We start from the raw sequence: 15,189 nt of genomic DNA on the forward strand, positions 1-15,189 counted from the left end.
CGCCGTCCTCAACGCCGCTCAGACGCCAATGGATCTCGCTGCATGTATCTAGTGACCGGGGGCGCAGGTTTCATCGGCTCCAACCTCGTCGCCGCCCTTTGCGCGCGGGGCGAGGAAGTGCTGGTGGTGGACCGCCTGCGGGCCGGCGACGCCGGGCGCGAGAAGTGGCGCAACCTGGCGCATCACGGCATCGCCGGCATCCTGGACCCCGACCGGCTGTGGGACTACTTGGCCGACGCGCCCCGCCCGCAGGCCATCCTGCACCTCGGCGCCGTCAGCGACACCACGGTGCGCGACGGCGACCTTGTGGCCGAAAACAACCTGTCCCTGACCCTGCGGCTGTGGAGCTGGTGCGCCGAGCACGGCGTGCCGCTGGTCTACGCCTCCTCGGCCGCCACCTACGGCGCCGGCGAGCATGGCTTCGACGACGACGCCAGCCCTGAAGCCCTGGCGCGGCTGCGGCCGCTGAACCTGTATGGCTGGTCCAAGCACGCCACCGACCGGCGCATCGCCGACCTGCTGGCGCGCGGCCGCGCGGCGCCGCCGCAATGGGCCGGGCTGAAGTTCTTCAACGTCTACGGCCCCAACGAATTCCACAAGGGCCGCATGGCCAGCGTGGTGCTGCACAAGTTCCGCCAGATCACCGCCGGCGCCCCCGCCACCCTGTTCAAGAGCGACCGCGCCGGCATCGAGGATGGAGAGCAGCTGCGCGACTTCGTGCATGTGGACGACTGCGTGGCCGCCATGCTGTGGCTCTTGGACAATCCTGGGGTGTCCGGCCTGTTCAACGTCGGCACCGGCACCGCGCGCTCGTTCCTGGACCTGACGCGCGCCATCTACGCGGCGCTGGGCAAGGCGCCCGACATCCACTTCATCGACATGCCGGCCGACCTGGAAGGCAAGTACCAGTCCTACACCCAGGCCCGCATGGACCGGCTGCGGCTGGCCGGCTTCAGCCACCCGCCCACGGCGCTGGAGGAGGGCGTCGCCCGCTACGTGCGGAACGTCCTGCTGCAGCCCGACCCCTACATCTGAGGCCGGCTCCATGCTCCCCGTGATCGCCTTCCCCAACATCGACCCGGTGCTGGTGCAGTTCGGCCCGCTGGCCATCCGCTGGTACGCGCTGGCCTATATCGCCGGCATCGTCATCGGCTGGCAGTGGATGAAGCGGCTGGTGCGCCTCGGCCCCGCCGTCGCCACGCGCGAGCAGGTGGACGACTTCGTCACCTGGGCGGTGCTGGGCGTCATCCTGGGCGGCCGGCTCGGCTACACCCTGTTCTACGGCTTCGAGCGGTATCTGCACGCGCCGTGGGAGATCCTCTACGTGTGGCAGGGCGGCATGTCCTTCCACGGTGGTGCCGCGGGCGTGATCCTGGCGATCATCCTGTATTGCCGGCAGCAGAAGATCAGCATCCTCGGCTTCGGCGACCGCATCTGCGCCGTGGTGCCGGTGGGGCTGTTCTTCGGGCGGCTGGCCAACTTCATCAACGGCGAGCTGTGGGGCCGGGTGTCGGACGTGCCCTGGGCCATGGTGTTTCCGAACGGCGGCCCCCTGCCGCGCCACCCCAGCCAGCTCTACCAGGCGCTGATGGAAGGGCTGATCCTGCTGGTGATCGTGCAGATGCTGATCAGCATCCCGGCCATCCGCGCCCGCCTCGGCTTCACCGCCGGCGCGTTCCTGGCCGGCTACGGCGTGGCGCGCATGGTGGGCGAATTGTTCCGCCAGCCCGATGCGCAGCTTGGCTTCCTGTTCGCCGGCGTCACCATGGGGCAGCTGCTGTCGGTGCCCATGGTGCTGGTGGGGCTGTGGCTGATGCTGCGCGCGAAGCCGGTGGCGGCGGTCTGAGGAAAAGGTCGGGGGAAGGAATTCCCCCGAGCCCCCATCTTCTTTCTGTCTGCTTCTGGTTTCGGCCGTGGTGACACGGTCCCATCCACGACCATGAACCAGAAAAAAGATGGGGTTCGGGGAATTCCTTCCCCGACCTTTGCTTGCTTACCCCCCCAAGGACGAAAACCCGTGCCAGACCCCGAGCGCCTCGACCATTTCATGGCCCGCGCCGCCGCCGCCTACTACGCCGGCCGGGACCCCTTCGGCGCGCGGGGCGACTTCATCACGGCGCCCGAGATCAGCCAGGCCTTCGGCGAATGCCTGGGGCTGTGGGCCGCCGTGGTGTGGCAGCAGATGGGCGCGCCCGCCGTGGTGCACCTGGCCGAATGCGGCCCCGGGCGCGGCACGCTGATGGCCGACGCGCTGCGCGCCATCGGCGGCGTGATGCCGGAATTCCGCGCCGCGCTGCGGCTGCACCTGGTGGAAACCTCGCCCGCCCTGCGCGATGCGCAGCGCGCCGCCCTGGGCGAGGCCACCTGGCACGACACCCTCGCCACCCTGCCGGACGGCCCGCTGATCCTGTTGGGCAACGAGTTCCTGGACGCGCTGCCGATCCGCCAGTTCATCCGCCGCGGCACCGGGTGGATGGAGCGCTTTGTCCGGGACGGCGGCTTCGTGGAGCAGCCGGCCGGGGCCCCCGCCCTGCCCGCCACGGCGCCGGAGGGCGAGATCCGCGAATGGGGCGAGGCGGCGGAGGCGCTGGTCGCGGCCCTCGCCGCCCGGCTGGCCACGCAAGGCGGCGCCGCGCTGTTTCTGGACTACGGCCCGGCCGCAAGCGGCCCCGGCGACAGCCTGCAGGCGCTGTCCCGCCACGGCGCCGCCGACCCGCTGGGCCCGCCGGGCGAGGCCGACATCACCGCGCATGTGGACTTCGCGGCCCTGGCGCGCGCCGCGGGGGCGCAGGGGGCCACCGCGCATGGTCCGGTGCCGCAGGGGCTGTTCCTGCAATCGCTCGGGCTGGTGTCGCGGGCTGCCATGCTGGCGCGCGCCGCGCCGCGCACGGCGGGCCTGCAGCTGTCCGCCGCCCAGCGGCTGGTCGCGCCGGAAGGCATGGGGCGGCTGTTCAAGGCGCTGGCGCTGTGCCACCCAGGGCAACCCGTCCCGCCCGGCTTCGAGGGAAACGCCTGAGCATGACCGCTGAATTCCTGTCCGACCCGGCGCTGGCCGGGCTGCCGCACGGCTTCTTCACCCGCAACGGCGGCGTGTCCGAAGGCCGCTTCGCGTCGCTGAACTGCTCCCTGTCCGGCCGTGACGATGCCGCGGCGGTGGCCGAGAACCGCGCCCGCGCGATGGCCGCGCTGGGCCTGCGGGCGGACAGCCTCAGCGGCCTGTTCCAGGTGCACGGCCCGGCGGTGGCGCATGTCCGCAGCCCCATCCCGCTGGACGCCCGGCCCCAGGCCGACGCCATGGTCACCGACCGCCCCGGCATCACGCTCGGCATCGTCACCGCCGACTGCGCGCCCGTGCTGTTCGCCGACGCCGCGGCCGGCGTGGTCGGCGCCGCCCATGCCGGCTGGCGCGGCGCGGTGGGCGGCGTGCTGGAAGCGACGCTGGACGCCATGGAGGAGCTGGGCGCCACGCGCGGCCGCGTTGTCGCCGTGGTCGGCCCCTGCATCCGCCAGCCGTCCTACGAGGTCGCGCCCGACATGCGAAACGCGGCCCTGGCCGCCAGCGCCGGCGCCGCCCGCTTTTTCGCGCCCGGCGCGCGGCCCGACCGCTGGATGTTCGACCTCGCCGGCTATTGCGCCGCGCGGCTGCGCGACGCGGGCGCCGCCGGCGTTTCCGTGGTGGCCGCCGACACGCTGGCCGAGGAAGACCGCTTCTTCTCCTACCGCCGCAACACGCTGCAGGCCGGCGGCGGGCCGATCGGCCACCAACTTTCGGCCATCGCCCTCCCCGCGCCGGCCCTGGGCTGAGGCGGCGACATGCCCTATCTGCTGCTGTTCGGCGTCCTGCTGCTTCTCACCATGATGGTTTCCTGCATTGCCCTGGTTTAACCGACGCCACCTCGCGCTGGTCCTGCTGCTGCTGGGCACCGCCTGCGGCGACCTCAGGCCCTATGCCGGCAATGCCGGCGTCAACGCCGCGCGCCTGGCGCTGCCGCCGGCCTATCGCATCGCCGTGCCGCCGCCCACCGACGTGCTGCTGACCGACGAGGCCACGCGCGACCTGGCGGAAGCCATGGCGCTGGCGCTGCGCGACGCCGAGGTGCCCGCCGCCGTGACGACGCCGCAGCCGCTGGACCTGCAGCTCAACATCGTGGCCAGCAGCCCGCGCGACAACCGCGGCGTGGTGGTGCCGCGCTACACGCTGAACACCGCCGACGGCGCCTCGCTGGCCAGCAACACCGGCGCGCCCGTGCCGCTCGCCACCTGGGCGACGGAGGCCCCCGCGCTGTTCAAGCGGCTGGGCGAGCGCGACGCCCCCGGCATCGCCAGCCTGCTGGCGGGCATCGAGGCCGCGCGCAAGGCCAACCTGCCCGATGCCCTGACCGGCAAGGGCCCGCCCCGCCTGCGCCTGGTGCCCGTGACCGGCGCCCCCGGCGACGGCAACACCGCGCTGACCACCCGCATGCAGGAATTCCTGACCCGCCGCGGCGTGGTGCCGCAGAACAACGCCGAGGGTGCCGACTTCGCCGTGGAAGGCCATGTCACCATGGTCGATTCCGCGCCCGGCAAGCAGCGCGTGGAAGTGCTTTGGACCGTGACGCGGCGCGACGGCATCGAGCTCGGCCGCGTGCTGCAGATGAACGAGGTGCCCAAGGGCACGCTCAACCGCTTCTGGGCCGACGTCGCCTATGTGGTGGCCGAGGAAGCCTCGGGCGGCATTCGCGACGTGCTGGCCAACGCGGGCGCGCCGCCGGGGCCGCAAAGCGCGCCGGAAGCGCCGCCGCGCGGCGGCGCCACCCCCCCGCCCGTGCCCGCCGCCGCCACGGGCGCCCCGCCCGCCGCCATTCCCGCGGCGGCGCCCCCCGCGCGCCGCTGAAGGAGCCCGCCATGCCCCGCCCGCCGGTCGGCCGCGACACCACGCTGTGCATGTCCCTGTCCGGCCGCCCCGGCAACTTCGGGTCGCGCTTCCACAACCACCTGTACGAGGCGATGGGGCTGGACTTTCTGTACAAGGCCTTCACCACGCGCGACCTTTCGGCGGCGGTGGGCGGCGTGCGGGCGCTGGGCATCCGCGGCTGCGCCGTGTCCATGCCGTTCAAGGAAGCCTGCATCCCGCTGCTGGACGGCCTTGCCCCCTCGGCGGCGGCGATCGAATCCGTCAACACCATCGTCAACGACGATGGCCGGCTGACCGGGCACAACACCGACTACGCGGCCATCGCGCCGCTGTTGCGCCGGCATGGCGTGGCGCCGGGCACGCCATTCGTCGCGCGCGGCTCCGGCGGCATGGCCAAGGCGGTGGTCTCGGCCCTGCGCGACGAGGGCTTTCGCCACGGCACCGTGGTGTCGCGCAACGAGGCGGCGGGGCGCCGGCTGGCGGAAGCCTGCGGCTTTCGCTGGCAAGCGGAGGCGACGGGCGCGCCGCTCCTGGTCAACATCACCCCCATCGGCATGCAGGGCGGCCCCGAGGCGGAGGAGCTGAGCTTCCCCGAGGCGCTGGTCGCCGGGGCGCAGGCGGTGTTCGACGTGGTGCTGCTGCCTTCGGAAACGCCTCTGATCCGCTGCGCCCGCGCGCTGGGCAAGACCGTGATCACCGGCATGGAGGTGGCGGTGCTGCAGGCGGTGGAGCAGTTCCGGCTCTACACCGGCCTGTCGCCCAGCGAGGCGCAGATCGCGGCGGCGGCGGCATACGCGCGCAGCTAGCTCACGCCCCCACGCTTTCGGCCAGCCGCAGGAACGTGGCTTCCGCCAGCACCTGCGGCCGCCCGCCCGCCGCCTGCTGCAGCGCGCGCACGGCGCGCAGCTTGGCGGGGCCGGGTGCTGCGCCCACCACCACGTAGTCCGTCAGGCGGTTGGGCACCGATTGCCGCCGGGCGCCGCAGCGCGCCAGCACGGCGGCGGCCTCGTCGCGCCCCATGCTGTCCAGCTCGCCGGTCAGCACCACGCGCTTGCCGGCCAGGGTCAGCACGGCGGCGTCGGCCCCGGCGGGCTCCGGCCGGGCGGACCGCTCGTTGCCGGGCGGGATCAGCGGGCCGCAGGCCCCGTGCGGCCGGCCGTCCAGCCAGCGCAGCACGCTGGCGGCCAGCACCGCATCCTCGAAGGCACCGTGCACCCGCCCCTGCCGCCGCAGCCCCAGATGGGCGATGGCGCTGTCCAGCCCGCCCGACCGGCCGCCGGACCGCGCGCGCCATTCCCGCATGGTGCAGCGCGTGCCGGCGAGCCGCGCCAGCGGCGGCGCGCCGTGCAGCGACAGCTCGCGGTCCAGCATGCGGGTGTCGAAGTCCAGGTTGTGCGCGGCCAGCGCGGCGCCGTCAAAGAAGCCCCGCACCTCCGCCAGATGCTCGCCGAAGCGGGGCTGCACGGCGAGGTAGCCAGCGGACAGGCCGTGCACGCGCTCGGCCGCCCAGTGGCTGTCGCGGCCGGGGTTGAACACCAGGTGCAGGCTGGCCCGCAGCTCCAGCGCCGGGCACAGCCGCACGGCGCCGAGCGACACCACGCGGTCCCCGGCGCCGACGCCGGTGGTTTCCGTGTCGAACACGACGATGTCGCGGCTGTCGGGGCGGGGCGCTTGGGGCGGCATGGCGGCCACTCTAGGTCGGGCGGAGACGGTGCCGCAATCCGGGCTCATTGCGCGAAACATCGCCCGGCCGCCATGCCGTTGTCGCGGCGGATTGATCGTGGCATGCGCATGGCGCGCATGCGGGGCGTGGCTCGGCAATGGACAGACCCCCGCCACGTTGCTACCACGCGCCCGCCCTCGCCGGGTCGGCTTCCCGCCGGCCGGACCCGCTTCGGAGAAGCCAGTTCCGATGAAGATCATCGCCTGCAACAGCAACCGCCCGCTCGCCGAGGCGGTCGCCGCGGCCCTCAACCTGCCGCTGACGCAGGCCTCCGTGCGCCGCTTCGCCGACATGGAGATTTTCGTTGAGATCAACGAGAACGTCCGCGGCGAGGACGTGTTCGTCATCCAGTCGACGAGCTACCCGGCCAACGACAACCTGATGGAGCTGCTGATCATGCTGGACGCGCTGCGGCGCTCCAGCGCCAAGCGCATCACGGCGGTCATCCCCTACTTCGGCTACGCGCGGCAGGACCGGAAGTCCGGCTCCCGCACGCCGATCAGCGCCAAGCTGGTGGCCAACCTGATCGTGGAAGCCGGCGCCGACCGCGTGCTGACGCTGGACCTGCACGCCGGCCAGATCCAGGGCTTCTTCGACATCCCCGTCGACAACCTGTTCGCGGCACCGCTTTTCGCGCGCGACATCCTGGAGCGCTACAAGGGGCGCGACCTGATGGTCGTCAGCCCGGATGTCGGCGGCGTGGTGCGCGCCCGCGCCATCGCGGCGCGGCTGCACACCGACCTCGCCATCGTCGACAAGCGCCGCCCGCGCGCCGGCGTGTCCGAGGTGATGAACGTGATCGGCGAGGTGGACGGCCGCGACTGCATCATCGTGGACGACATCATCGACAGCGGCGGCACGCATTGCAACGCGGCCGAGGCGCTGATCAAGATGGGCGCCAAGTCGGTCAGCGTCTACGTGACGCACGGCGTGTTCTCCGGCGGCGCGGTGGCCCGCGTCGGCGCCGCGCCGATCGAGGCCATGGTGGTGACCGACAGCATCCAGGCGACGGAAGCGGTGCGCGTGTCGTCCAACATCCGCCAGCTCACCATCGCGCCGCTGCTGGCCGAGGCGATGCGCCGCATTTCCGAGGAAAGCTCGGTCTCCACCCTGTTCAACTGAACGGGTCTGCACGGCCCGGGCGGCGCGTCCCGCGCGCCGCCCCCCCCTTGTGGCCGGGCGCGCGCCCGCCGATGCTGCGCCGCGTCTGAGACAAGGGATCGCCCTCGATGAAGCTGTTCTATTCGCCCGGCGCCTGCTCCGTGGGCATCCACATCGTGCTGGAGGAGATCGGCAAGCCGTTCTCGCTGGAGCTGGTGTCGCTCAAGGAGCAGGCGCAGAACACGCCGCAGTTCCGGGCGCTGAACCCCAAGGGCAAGATCCCGCTGCTCCAGCGCGACGATGGCAGCCTCCTCGGGCAATACACCGCCATCGCCTTCTGGCTGGCGGCCAGCAACCCCGAGGCCGGGCTGTGGCCCACCGGGCTGGAAGCGCAGACCCGCGCGCTGGAATTCGTCGACTACATCACCGGCACGGTGCACCCGCAGGGCTTCACCCGGCAGTTCCGCGCCGGCATGTTCACCCCCAGCGAGGCCGACCAGCCCAAGGTGGTGGAGCAGGGCAAGGCCCTGGCCGCCAAGTGCTTCGAGGTGATCGACAGCCAGTGGCGCGGCGACACCTGGGTGATGCCGGAAGGCTACGGGCTGGCCGATTCCGCGATGTTCTTCGTGTCCTTCTGGGCGATCAAGCGGGTCGGCATGCCGGTGCCCGCGCGCATCACGGCGCATTACCAGGCCATGCTGGGCCGCCCCGCCGTGCAGCGCGCGCTCGCCGCTTCCGGCATGGCGGCATGAGCCTGTCCCTGCCCCGCGCCACGCCCTTCTGGTTTCTGCGCCACGGCGAAACCGACTGGAACGCCCGCGGCCTCAGCCAGGGCAACGTGGACATCCCGCTGAACGCCGTGGGCCACGCGCAGGCCGAGCGCGCGGCGGTGGCCCTGGCCGCGGCCAGGGGCACGCCGCGCGCCATCGCCAGCATCGTCTGCTCGCCCCTCGGCCGCGCGCGGGACACCGCCGCGGTGGCGGCGTCCCTGCTGGGCCTTCCGGTGGAGATCGAGGACGACCTGCGGGAAGTCTCCTTCGGCGTGCAGGAAGGCCAGGAGATGGGCGGCTGGTTCGACGACTGGGTGGAAGGCCGCTTCACGCCGGAAGGCGCGGAAAGCTTCGCCCAGCTGCGCGAACGCACCGTCGCGGTGCTGGACCGCTGCCTGGCCCGCCCGGGTCCGGTGCTGGTGGTGGCGCATGGCGCGCTGTGGCGGGCCTTCCGCCAGGCGGCGGGGCTGCCGGCCAATGTGCGCACCCCCAACGCCCTGCCGCTCTGGGTGACGCCGCCGGCGCCGGGCGAGACGGCCTGGCAGTTCGAGCCCGCCGCCCTGCCGGATCTCTAGGCCACATCCCGGCACATCGCATTGTGCCGGGCCGCGCCGTCTGCTAGACCCCGCGCCGCGCGCTGGCACCCCTGGAGGCCGGCGCGTTCGTCCGTGGGCAATCCTGCCCGGGGCGTTTGGCAAGGCGCCCCGGCATCGGCCGGCGCGGCGCCTCTGATGAGCGGAGCACGGATTTATGGTCCAAACCATTCGGATCGAGGCCGAGGCGCGCGAGTTGGCCGGTAAGGGGGCGGCGCGCGCGACTCGGAAGCAGGGCATGGTCCCCGCGGTCATCTACGGTGCCAAGGAGGAGGCGATCCTGATCGCCCTCGACCCGCGCGACGTGATGAAGGAAATGCACAAGGGCGGCTGGCAGTCGCACCTGTACGAAGTGGCGGTCAAGGGCGGCAGCACCACCCGCACCCTGATGCGCGACGTGCAGTTCCACCCGCTGAAGGACACGCCCCTGCACGTGGACTTCCAGCGCCTGGCCCCCGGCCAGCTGATCCGCGTCAAGGTGCCCGTCGTGTTCACCGGCGAGGACACCAACACCGGCGTCAAGGAAGGCGGCGTGGTCAACGCCGTGTACCGCGAGCTGGAAGTGATGACCGACCCCGACAAGGTGCCGGACAACTTCACCATCGACCTGGGCGACCACCCGATCGGCCATTCCTTCCACTGGTCGGACGTCAAGGACCAGGCCGGCGCCAAGCCCGTGCTGGCCGGCGACTTCGTGATGGCCTCCATCGCGCCGCCCAAGGTGGTCGAGGAAGAGGTGATCGTCGCCCCCGTGGTGACCGCCGCCCCCGCCAAGGGCAAGGCCGCCAAGGGCAAGAAGTAAGGGCTGACCGCCGGTGCTGCTCTGGGTCGGTCTCGGCAATCCGGAGCCGGGCCAGGCGCGGCACCGGCACAACATCGGCTTCATGGCGCTCGACGCCATCGCGCGCCGCCACGGCTTCACGCCGTGGCGGCAACGTTTCAAGGGCCTGGTGGCCGAGGGCACCGTCGGCGGCGTGAAGGTGCTGGCGCTGAAGCCGCAGACCTACATGAACCTGTCCGGCGAATCGGTGCAGCCGGCCGCCGGCTTCCACAAGATCCCGCCCGAGGGCATCACCGCCTTCCATGACGAGCTGGACCTCGCGCCCGGCCGCATCCGCATCAAGCGCGGCGGCGGTGCCGCCGGCCACAACGGGCTGCGCGACATGGACCGCCGGCTCGGCACGCCGGAATACTGGCGCGTGCGGCTCGGCATCGGCCACCCCGGCCACAAGGACAAGGTGACCGGCCACGTGCTGGGCAACTTCGCCAAGGTGGACACCTGGCTGGAGCCCATGCTGGATGCGGTGGCCGATGCGGCGCCGCTGCTGGCCAAGGGCGAGCGGGAAGCCTTCATGACCCGCGTCGCGCTGCTGACACAGGAGAGCTGAACACCATGGCCATCGAAGACGCCGCCGCAGACCTCGCCGCCGAGTTCGGCGGCCCGGGCCCCGAGGACATGGCCAACGGCGTGGCCGTGCTGGCCGCGGCCCTGCTGGCGCAGGCGCATACCCTTGCCTCCACCGCCAGCGCGCTGCGCAAAAGCGACACGGACCACGAGGGCGCCATCGAGGCCGCCGCCGCGCGCGGCGCCCTGGCGCTGGCCATGGCGCAGGTGGTGAGCGAGGCCGCCTCCCCCGCCGCCCGCCCCAACCTGATCCGCGCCGCGGCCGAGGCGCTGGACGTCTCGATCCCCGGCGCCGTCACGCAGCTGCGCGCCGCGGCGCTCGCGCTGCCGACCGACGATGCCTCCGCCCGCATCGCCGCCGCGCAGATCGCGCAGGAGATCGCGCACCGGCTGGGCCAGGACGCCTGACCCTTTCCGGGCGCCGGACCACGGCGCCCGGCCCTTTCTTTGTCTGAGGACTTCGCTGTCATGGGTTTCAACTGCGGCATCGTCGGCCTGCCGAACGTCGGCAAGTCCACCCTGTTCAACGCGCTGACGCAGACCGCCGCCGCCCAGGCGGCGAACTACCCGTTCTGCACGATCGAGCCGAATGTCGGCCGCGTCGCCGTGCCGGACCCGCGCCTAGAGATGCTGACCAAGATCGGCAAAAGCCAGAAGACCGTGCCGACCAGCCTGGAATTCGTGGACATCGCCGGGCTGGTGCGCGGCGCCAGCAAGGGCGAGGGTCTGGGCAACCAGTTTCTGGCCAACATCCGCGAAACGGATGCCATCGTGCACGTGCTGCGCTGCTTCGAGGACGGCGACGTCACCCATGTGGAAGGCAGCGTCGACCCGCTGCGCGACGCCGACATCATCGAAACCGAGCTGATGCTGGCCGACATGGAGAGCCTGGAAAAGCGGCTCTACAACCTGCAGAAGCGCGCCCGCGGCGGCGACCGCGAATCCGCCGCCCAGGTGGCGCTGATCGAGCCGATCCTGGCCGCGCTGCAGAACGGCCAGCCCGCCCGCGCCGTGATCCCGAAAGGCCAGGAGGAAGCGGTCAAGCGCCTGCAGCTGCTGACCAGCAAGCCGGTGCTGTATGTCTGCAACGTCGAGGAAGGCGCCGCCGGCGAGGGCAACGCCCATTCCGCCAAGGTGTTCGAGCGCGCCAAGGCCGAGGGCGCCAAGGCCGTCGTGGTGTCCGCCGCCATCGAGGCGGAGATCAGCCAGATGGACGCCGCCGACCGCGGCGAGTTCCTGGAAGGCCTCGGCCTGTCCGACAGCGGGCTCGACCGCGTGATCGCCGCCGGATACGGCCTGCTCGGCCTGATCACCTACTTCACCGTGGGGCCCAAGGAGGCCCGCGCCTGGACCATCATCAAGGGCATGAAGGCGCCGCAGGCGGCCGGCGTGATCCATGGCGACTTCGAGCGCGGCTTCATCGCGGCGGAAACCACCGGCTACGACGACTACGTGGCGCTGGGCGGCGAGCAGGGTGCCAAGGAAGCCGGCAAGACCAAAGTGGAAGGCAAGGAATACGTGGTGAAGGACGGCGACATCATGCTGTTCCGCTTCAATGTCTGACACAGTCTGACAAAATAATGCTCACGTTTCCGCGAGCATGAGGGCATACATGAAACCCGCATAGTCCTGCTATGCGGGTTTCTGTTTTCCTCTCCCTCGCTCGGTGCAGGACGGCGACTTTGCAGTTTCACACCCCCACGCTCCTGATCGTCAGCACCTTGCTCGCGGCAGTGCTCGGGCTGATGTGGCTGGGGCTCGCGTGGCACGGCTCGCGCGTGCGGGGCGTGGGCTACTGGGGGTCGGCGAACCTGCTGTTCGCGGTGGGCGCGGCGCTCGGCGGCGCGCGCGACATGCTGCCCGACTTTCTGTCCATCGACCTGTCCAACGCCCTGATGCTGGTCGCCACCGGCGCCTGCTGGACCGCCGCCCGCCGCTTCGACGACCGGCCCGCCCGGCTGGGCTGGGCGCTGGCCGGCGCCGCGCTGTGGCTGCTGCTGCGCCGCCTGCCGGAACTGACCGAGACGGTGGAGGCGCGCATCGTCATCGCCTCCTCCACGGCCGGCCTCTACATCCTGCTCACCGGCTGGGAATTCAGCCGCCGCCGCGCCGACATGATGCTGTTTCGCGGCATCGTGGTCGCCTCCTTCCTGTTGCACGGCACGCTGGTGATGATCCGCGCGCTGTCGCCGCTGGGCCAGCAGCACTGGACGGTCACCTCCGCCCTGCCGTCCGGCGGCTGGTTCGGCATCGCGGTGGTGGAGGCGATGCTGCACGTGGTGCTCACCTCCTTCGCCCTGCTGGCGATGATCCGCGAGCGCGAGCAGCAGCGGGCGGTCGCCGAGATCGCCGCCTCGCGCGATGCCGCCGACCGCGCCAATGCCGCCAAGTCGCGCTTTCTGGCGCGCATGAGCCACGAGCTGCGCACCCCGCTGAACGGCGTGCTGGGCCTGGCGCAGATCCTCGCCGCCGACCGCGGCCTGCCGGCCGGAACCCGCGACCATGGCAGCATGATCGAGCGCGCGGGGCGCCACCTGCTGGCGCTGGTCAACGACGTGCTGGACCTGTCGCAGGTGGAGGCCGGCAAGCTGGCCTTCGACGAGCAGCCGGTGCCGCTGGCCCGGCTGCTGGACAGCGCCGCAGTGCTGCTGAACCCGGAGGCGGCGCGCAAGCGCATCCACCTGGAGGTGGCGCTGGCGCCGCTCTGCCCGCAGGTGGTGCTGGGCGACGAGCTGCGGCTGCGCCAGGTGCTGCTGAACCTGCTGGGCAACGCCGTGAAGTTCACCCCCGAAGGCGGCGCCGTGCGGCTGGAGCTGATGCCGCTGGCCCCCCACGGCGTGCGCGTCGAGGTGACGGACACCGGGCCGGGCATCCCGCGCGACCAGCGCAGCCTGCTGTTCCGCGATTTCAGCCGCATGCCCAAGGCCGGCGGCGGCGAGCCGATGCGCGAAGGCAACGGGCTCGGCCTCGCCATCTCGGCCGGGCTGGTGGAAGGCATGGGCGGGCAGATCGGCATGGCGCCCGGCCCCGGCGGGCGCGGCAGCCTGTTCTGGGCGGAGCTGCCGCTGCGCGAGGTGGTGCCGCCGGCAGCGGCCCGCCCGGTGCCACGATCACAGGCATCATCACAGGCACCATCCCAGGCGGCGCCCCCGGTGGCGCCGCGCGGCCGCCGCATCCTGGTGGTGGACGACGTGGCGCTGAACCGGCTGGTGGTGCAGGCGCTGCTGGAACCCGCCGCCTTTGACGTGGTGATGGCGGGCAGCGGCCAGGAGGCGATCGACCTGCTGGCGCTCGACGCCTTCGACCTGGTGCTGATGGACGTGCAGATGCCGGGGATGGACGGGCTGGAAGCCACGCGCCGCATCCGCGCCGCCGAGCAGGCCCGGCCCGGCGACCACCGCATCGCCATCGTGGCGCTGACCGGCGAGGACATGGTGGAGCAGGTGCAGGCCTGCTTCGCCGCCGGCATGGACGCGCACCTGGCCAAGCCGGTGGACCGCGCGGGGCTGCTGGCCACGGTGCGGCGGATGCTGCTGGCCGGCGAGGAAGCGCCCGCGTCCCTGAGCGGTGCCGCCTGAGCGGCGCGGCCTCAGCCCCCGCCGGGCGGCGGGTCCCGGTCCAGCCGGGCGCCGTCCAGCAGCGCGCGGCGGCGGGCTTCCGCCTCGGCGTCGCGCAGCCGGGTGGGAAGGTCGCGGCCGAACTTGGCGCGGTTCGCCTCCGCCTGCCGCTCCTGCTGCGCGCGGGCGGCCTGCTTGCGGTGACGGTTCAGGTTGACGATCTCGGCCATGGGCCCACGATAGGGCGACCGGCCCGCCGCCGCCATGGCGTCGCCCCCGCCCGCACAGGATGCCCCGCATGCAGATCGAACTCACCGCCTCCGACGGCCACCGCTTTTCCGCCTGGCAGGACGGTCCGGCCGATGCCACCAGGGGGCTGGTCATCGTGCAGGAAATCTTCGGCGTGAACAGCCACATGCGCCACGTCTGCGACAGCTATGCCCGCCAGGGCTTCGCGGTGGTCAGCCCCGCGCTGTTCGACCGGGCGGAGCGCGGCGTCGAGCTCGGCTACAAGCCTGAGGACGTGCAGCGCGGCCTGGCGCTGCGCGGCCAGATCTCCGACGACGCGGTGATGCGCGACATCGAGGCCGCCGCCGCCGCCCTGCCCGCCAGCGCGGCGCGTGGCATCATCGGCTATTGCTGGGGCGGCACCATCGCATGGTGGGGCGCCACCCGCAGCGGCAGCTTCAAGGCGGCCATCGGCTACTACGGCGGCGGCATCGCCGGCACGCGCGGGGAAACGCCGCGCTGCCCCGTGCAACTGCATTTCGGCGAAGCCGACACTGGCATCCCGCAATCCGACGTGGAAGCCATCCGCGCGGCGCAGCCCGGGGTCGAGATCCACACCTATCCCGGCGCGCAGCACGGCTTCTCCTGCGAGGAACGCGGCTCCTACAGCCCGGCCGACTCGGCGCTGGCCGAGCAGCGCAGCCTGGCTTTTCTGGGCAAGCACCTCGGATGATGCTGTTTCTGGTCACCTCCGCCGTGCTGCTGGGGCTGCTGGTGGGCATCCCGCTGTGGTCCGGGCAGGGCTTCGACAACATGCCCTTTCTGATGATCGCGGGGCTGGGCGTGGCGGTGCTGGTGTCGGCGGTATGGGGAAGGACGCGGCCGGACTGACCGGCGGCGGGCGCGGGCCGCACGGCC

General features: G+C 72.3%; 18 protein-coding genes. 16 read left to right on the plus strand and 2 right to left on the minus strand.

The window, feature by feature from the left end:
* Positions 1-42: 42 nt before the first annotated feature.
* From rfaD to IAI59_RS17330, 6 genes are all read left to right on the plus strand, one after another.
* On the plus strand, positions 43-1,035 hold the full coding sequence (gene rfaD, locus IAI59_RS17305; protein ID WP_207414871.1) for an ADP-glyceromanno-heptose 6-epimerase: 993 nt from the start codon (positions 43-45) through the stop codon (positions 1,033-1,035).
* A 10-nt stretch (positions 1,036-1,045) separates the two neighbouring features.
* Positions 1,046-1,846, plus strand: coding sequence for a prolipoprotein diacylglyceryl transferase (lgt, locus tag IAI59_RS17310; protein WP_207414870.1), 801 nt, complete (start codon positions 1,046-1,048; stop codon positions 1,844-1,846).
* 201 nt (positions 1,847-2,047) lie between these two features.
* The gene (locus IAI59_RS17315; protein ID WP_237180391.1) at positions 2,048-3,016 is read left to right on the plus strand and encodes a class I SAM-dependent methyltransferase; all 969 of its coding nucleotides are present in this window, start codon (positions 2,048-2,050) and stop codon (positions 3,014-3,016) included.
* Positions 3,017-3,018: 2 nt separating this feature from the next.
* Positions 3,019-3,804, plus strand: a complete 786-nt coding sequence (gene pgeF, locus IAI59_RS17320) for a peptidoglycan editing factor PgeF (RefSeq protein ID WP_207414868.1) — start codon at positions 3,019-3,021, stop codon at positions 3,802-3,804.
* A 67-nt stretch (positions 3,805-3,871) separates the two neighbouring features.
* Positions 3,872-4,873 carry a hypothetical protein gene (locus IAI59_RS17325; protein WP_207414867.1) on the plus strand — a complete coding sequence of 334 codons (1,002 nt, stop codon included), beginning with the start codon at positions 3,872-3,874 and terminating at the stop codon, positions 4,871-4,873.
* Between the two features lie 11 nt (positions 4,874-4,884).
* Entirely contained in the window at positions 4,885-5,700 is an 816-nt protein-coding gene (locus IAI59_RS17330) for a shikimate 5-dehydrogenase (protein WP_207414866.1), read from the plus strand.
* A 1-nt stretch (position 5,701) separates the two neighbouring features.
* On the opposite strand, the gene IAI59_RS17335 is transcribed toward IAI59_RS17330, so the two are convergent.
* Complete coding sequence (locus tag IAI59_RS17335; protein WP_207414865.1) at positions 5,702-6,577, minus strand: exonuclease domain-containing protein; 876 nt, start codon at positions 6,575-6,577, stop codon at positions 5,702-5,704.
* A 229-nt stretch (positions 6,578-6,806) separates the two neighbouring features.
* On the opposite strand from IAI59_RS17335, the gene IAI59_RS17340 reads away from it, so the two are divergent.
* The 8 genes from IAI59_RS17340 (at position 6,807) to IAI59_RS17375 (ending at position 14,064) form a co-directional block, all read left to right on the plus strand.
* Entirely contained in the window at positions 6,807-7,739 is a 933-nt protein-coding gene (locus tag IAI59_RS17340; protein WP_207414864.1) for a ribose-phosphate pyrophosphokinase, read from the plus strand.
* A 107-nt stretch (positions 7,740-7,846) separates the two neighbouring features.
* Positions 7,847-8,470, plus strand: coding sequence for a glutathione S-transferase family protein (locus tag IAI59_RS17345; protein ID WP_207414863.1), 624 nt, complete (start codon positions 7,847-7,849; stop codon positions 8,468-8,470).
* On the plus strand, positions 8,467-9,063 hold the full coding sequence (locus IAI59_RS17350; RefSeq protein ID WP_207414862.1) for a histidine phosphatase family protein: 597 nt from the start codon (positions 8,467-8,469) through the stop codon (positions 9,061-9,063). Before IAI59_RS17345 ends, IAI59_RS17350 begins: the two co-directional genes overlap by 4 nt.
* Positions 9,064-9,238: 175 nt before the next feature.
* The gene (locus IAI59_RS17355) at positions 9,239-9,883 is read left to right on the plus strand and encodes a 50S ribosomal protein L25/general stress protein Ctc (protein ID WP_207414861.1); all 645 of its coding nucleotides are present in this window, start codon (positions 9,239-9,241) and stop codon (positions 9,881-9,883) included.
* 13 nt (positions 9,884-9,896) lie between these two features.
* Complete coding sequence (gene pth, locus IAI59_RS17360) at positions 9,897-10,469, plus strand: aminoacyl-tRNA hydrolase (protein ID WP_207414860.1); 573 nt, start codon at positions 9,897-9,899, stop codon at positions 10,467-10,469.
* 5 nt (positions 10,470-10,474) lie between these two features.
* Entirely contained in the window at positions 10,475-10,894 is a 420-nt protein-coding gene (locus IAI59_RS17365; RefSeq protein WP_207414859.1) for a hypothetical protein, read from the plus strand.
* A gap of 60 nt (positions 10,895-10,954) precedes the next feature.
* Complete coding sequence (ychF, locus tag IAI59_RS17370) at positions 10,955-12,049, plus strand: redox-regulated ATPase YchF (protein WP_207414858.1); 1,095 nt, start codon at positions 10,955-10,957, stop codon at positions 12,047-12,049.
* Positions 12,050-12,168: 119 nt separating this feature from the next.
* On the plus strand, positions 12,169-14,064 hold the full coding sequence (locus tag IAI59_RS17375) for an ATP-binding protein (RefSeq protein ID WP_207414857.1): 1,896 nt from the start codon (positions 12,169-12,171) through the stop codon (positions 14,062-14,064).
* Positions 14,065-14,075: 11 nt separating this feature from the next.
* Here the strand turns inward: IAI59_RS17375 and IAI59_RS17380 are convergent, their stop codons facing one another.
* Positions 14,076-14,273, minus strand: a complete 198-nt coding sequence (locus tag IAI59_RS17380; protein ID WP_207414856.1) for a DUF4169 family protein — start codon at positions 14,271-14,273, stop codon at positions 14,076-14,078.
* Between the two features lie 68 nt (positions 14,274-14,341).
* Here IAI59_RS17380 and IAI59_RS17385 point away from each other — a divergent pair, with 68 nt between their 5' ends.
* The gene (locus tag IAI59_RS17385; protein ID WP_207414855.1) at positions 14,342-15,004 is read left to right on the plus strand and encodes a dienelactone hydrolase family protein; all 663 of its coding nucleotides are present in this window, start codon (positions 14,342-14,344) and stop codon (positions 15,002-15,004) included.
* Positions 15,001-15,162 carry a hypothetical protein gene (locus IAI59_RS17390; RefSeq protein WP_207414854.1) on the plus strand — a complete coding sequence of 54 codons (162 nt, stop codon included), beginning with the start codon at positions 15,001-15,003 and terminating at the stop codon, positions 15,160-15,162. The genes IAI59_RS17385 and IAI59_RS17390 overlap by 4 nt, the downstream gene beginning before the upstream one ends.
* Positions 15,163-15,189 lie beyond the last annotated feature (27 nt).

The sequence above is a fragment of the Roseomonas haemaphysalidis genome, from assembly GCF_017355405.1.
GTDB classification, from domain to species: Bacteria; Pseudomonadota; Alphaproteobacteria; order Acetobacterales; family Acetobacteraceae; genus Pseudoroseomonas; species Pseudoroseomonas haemaphysalidis.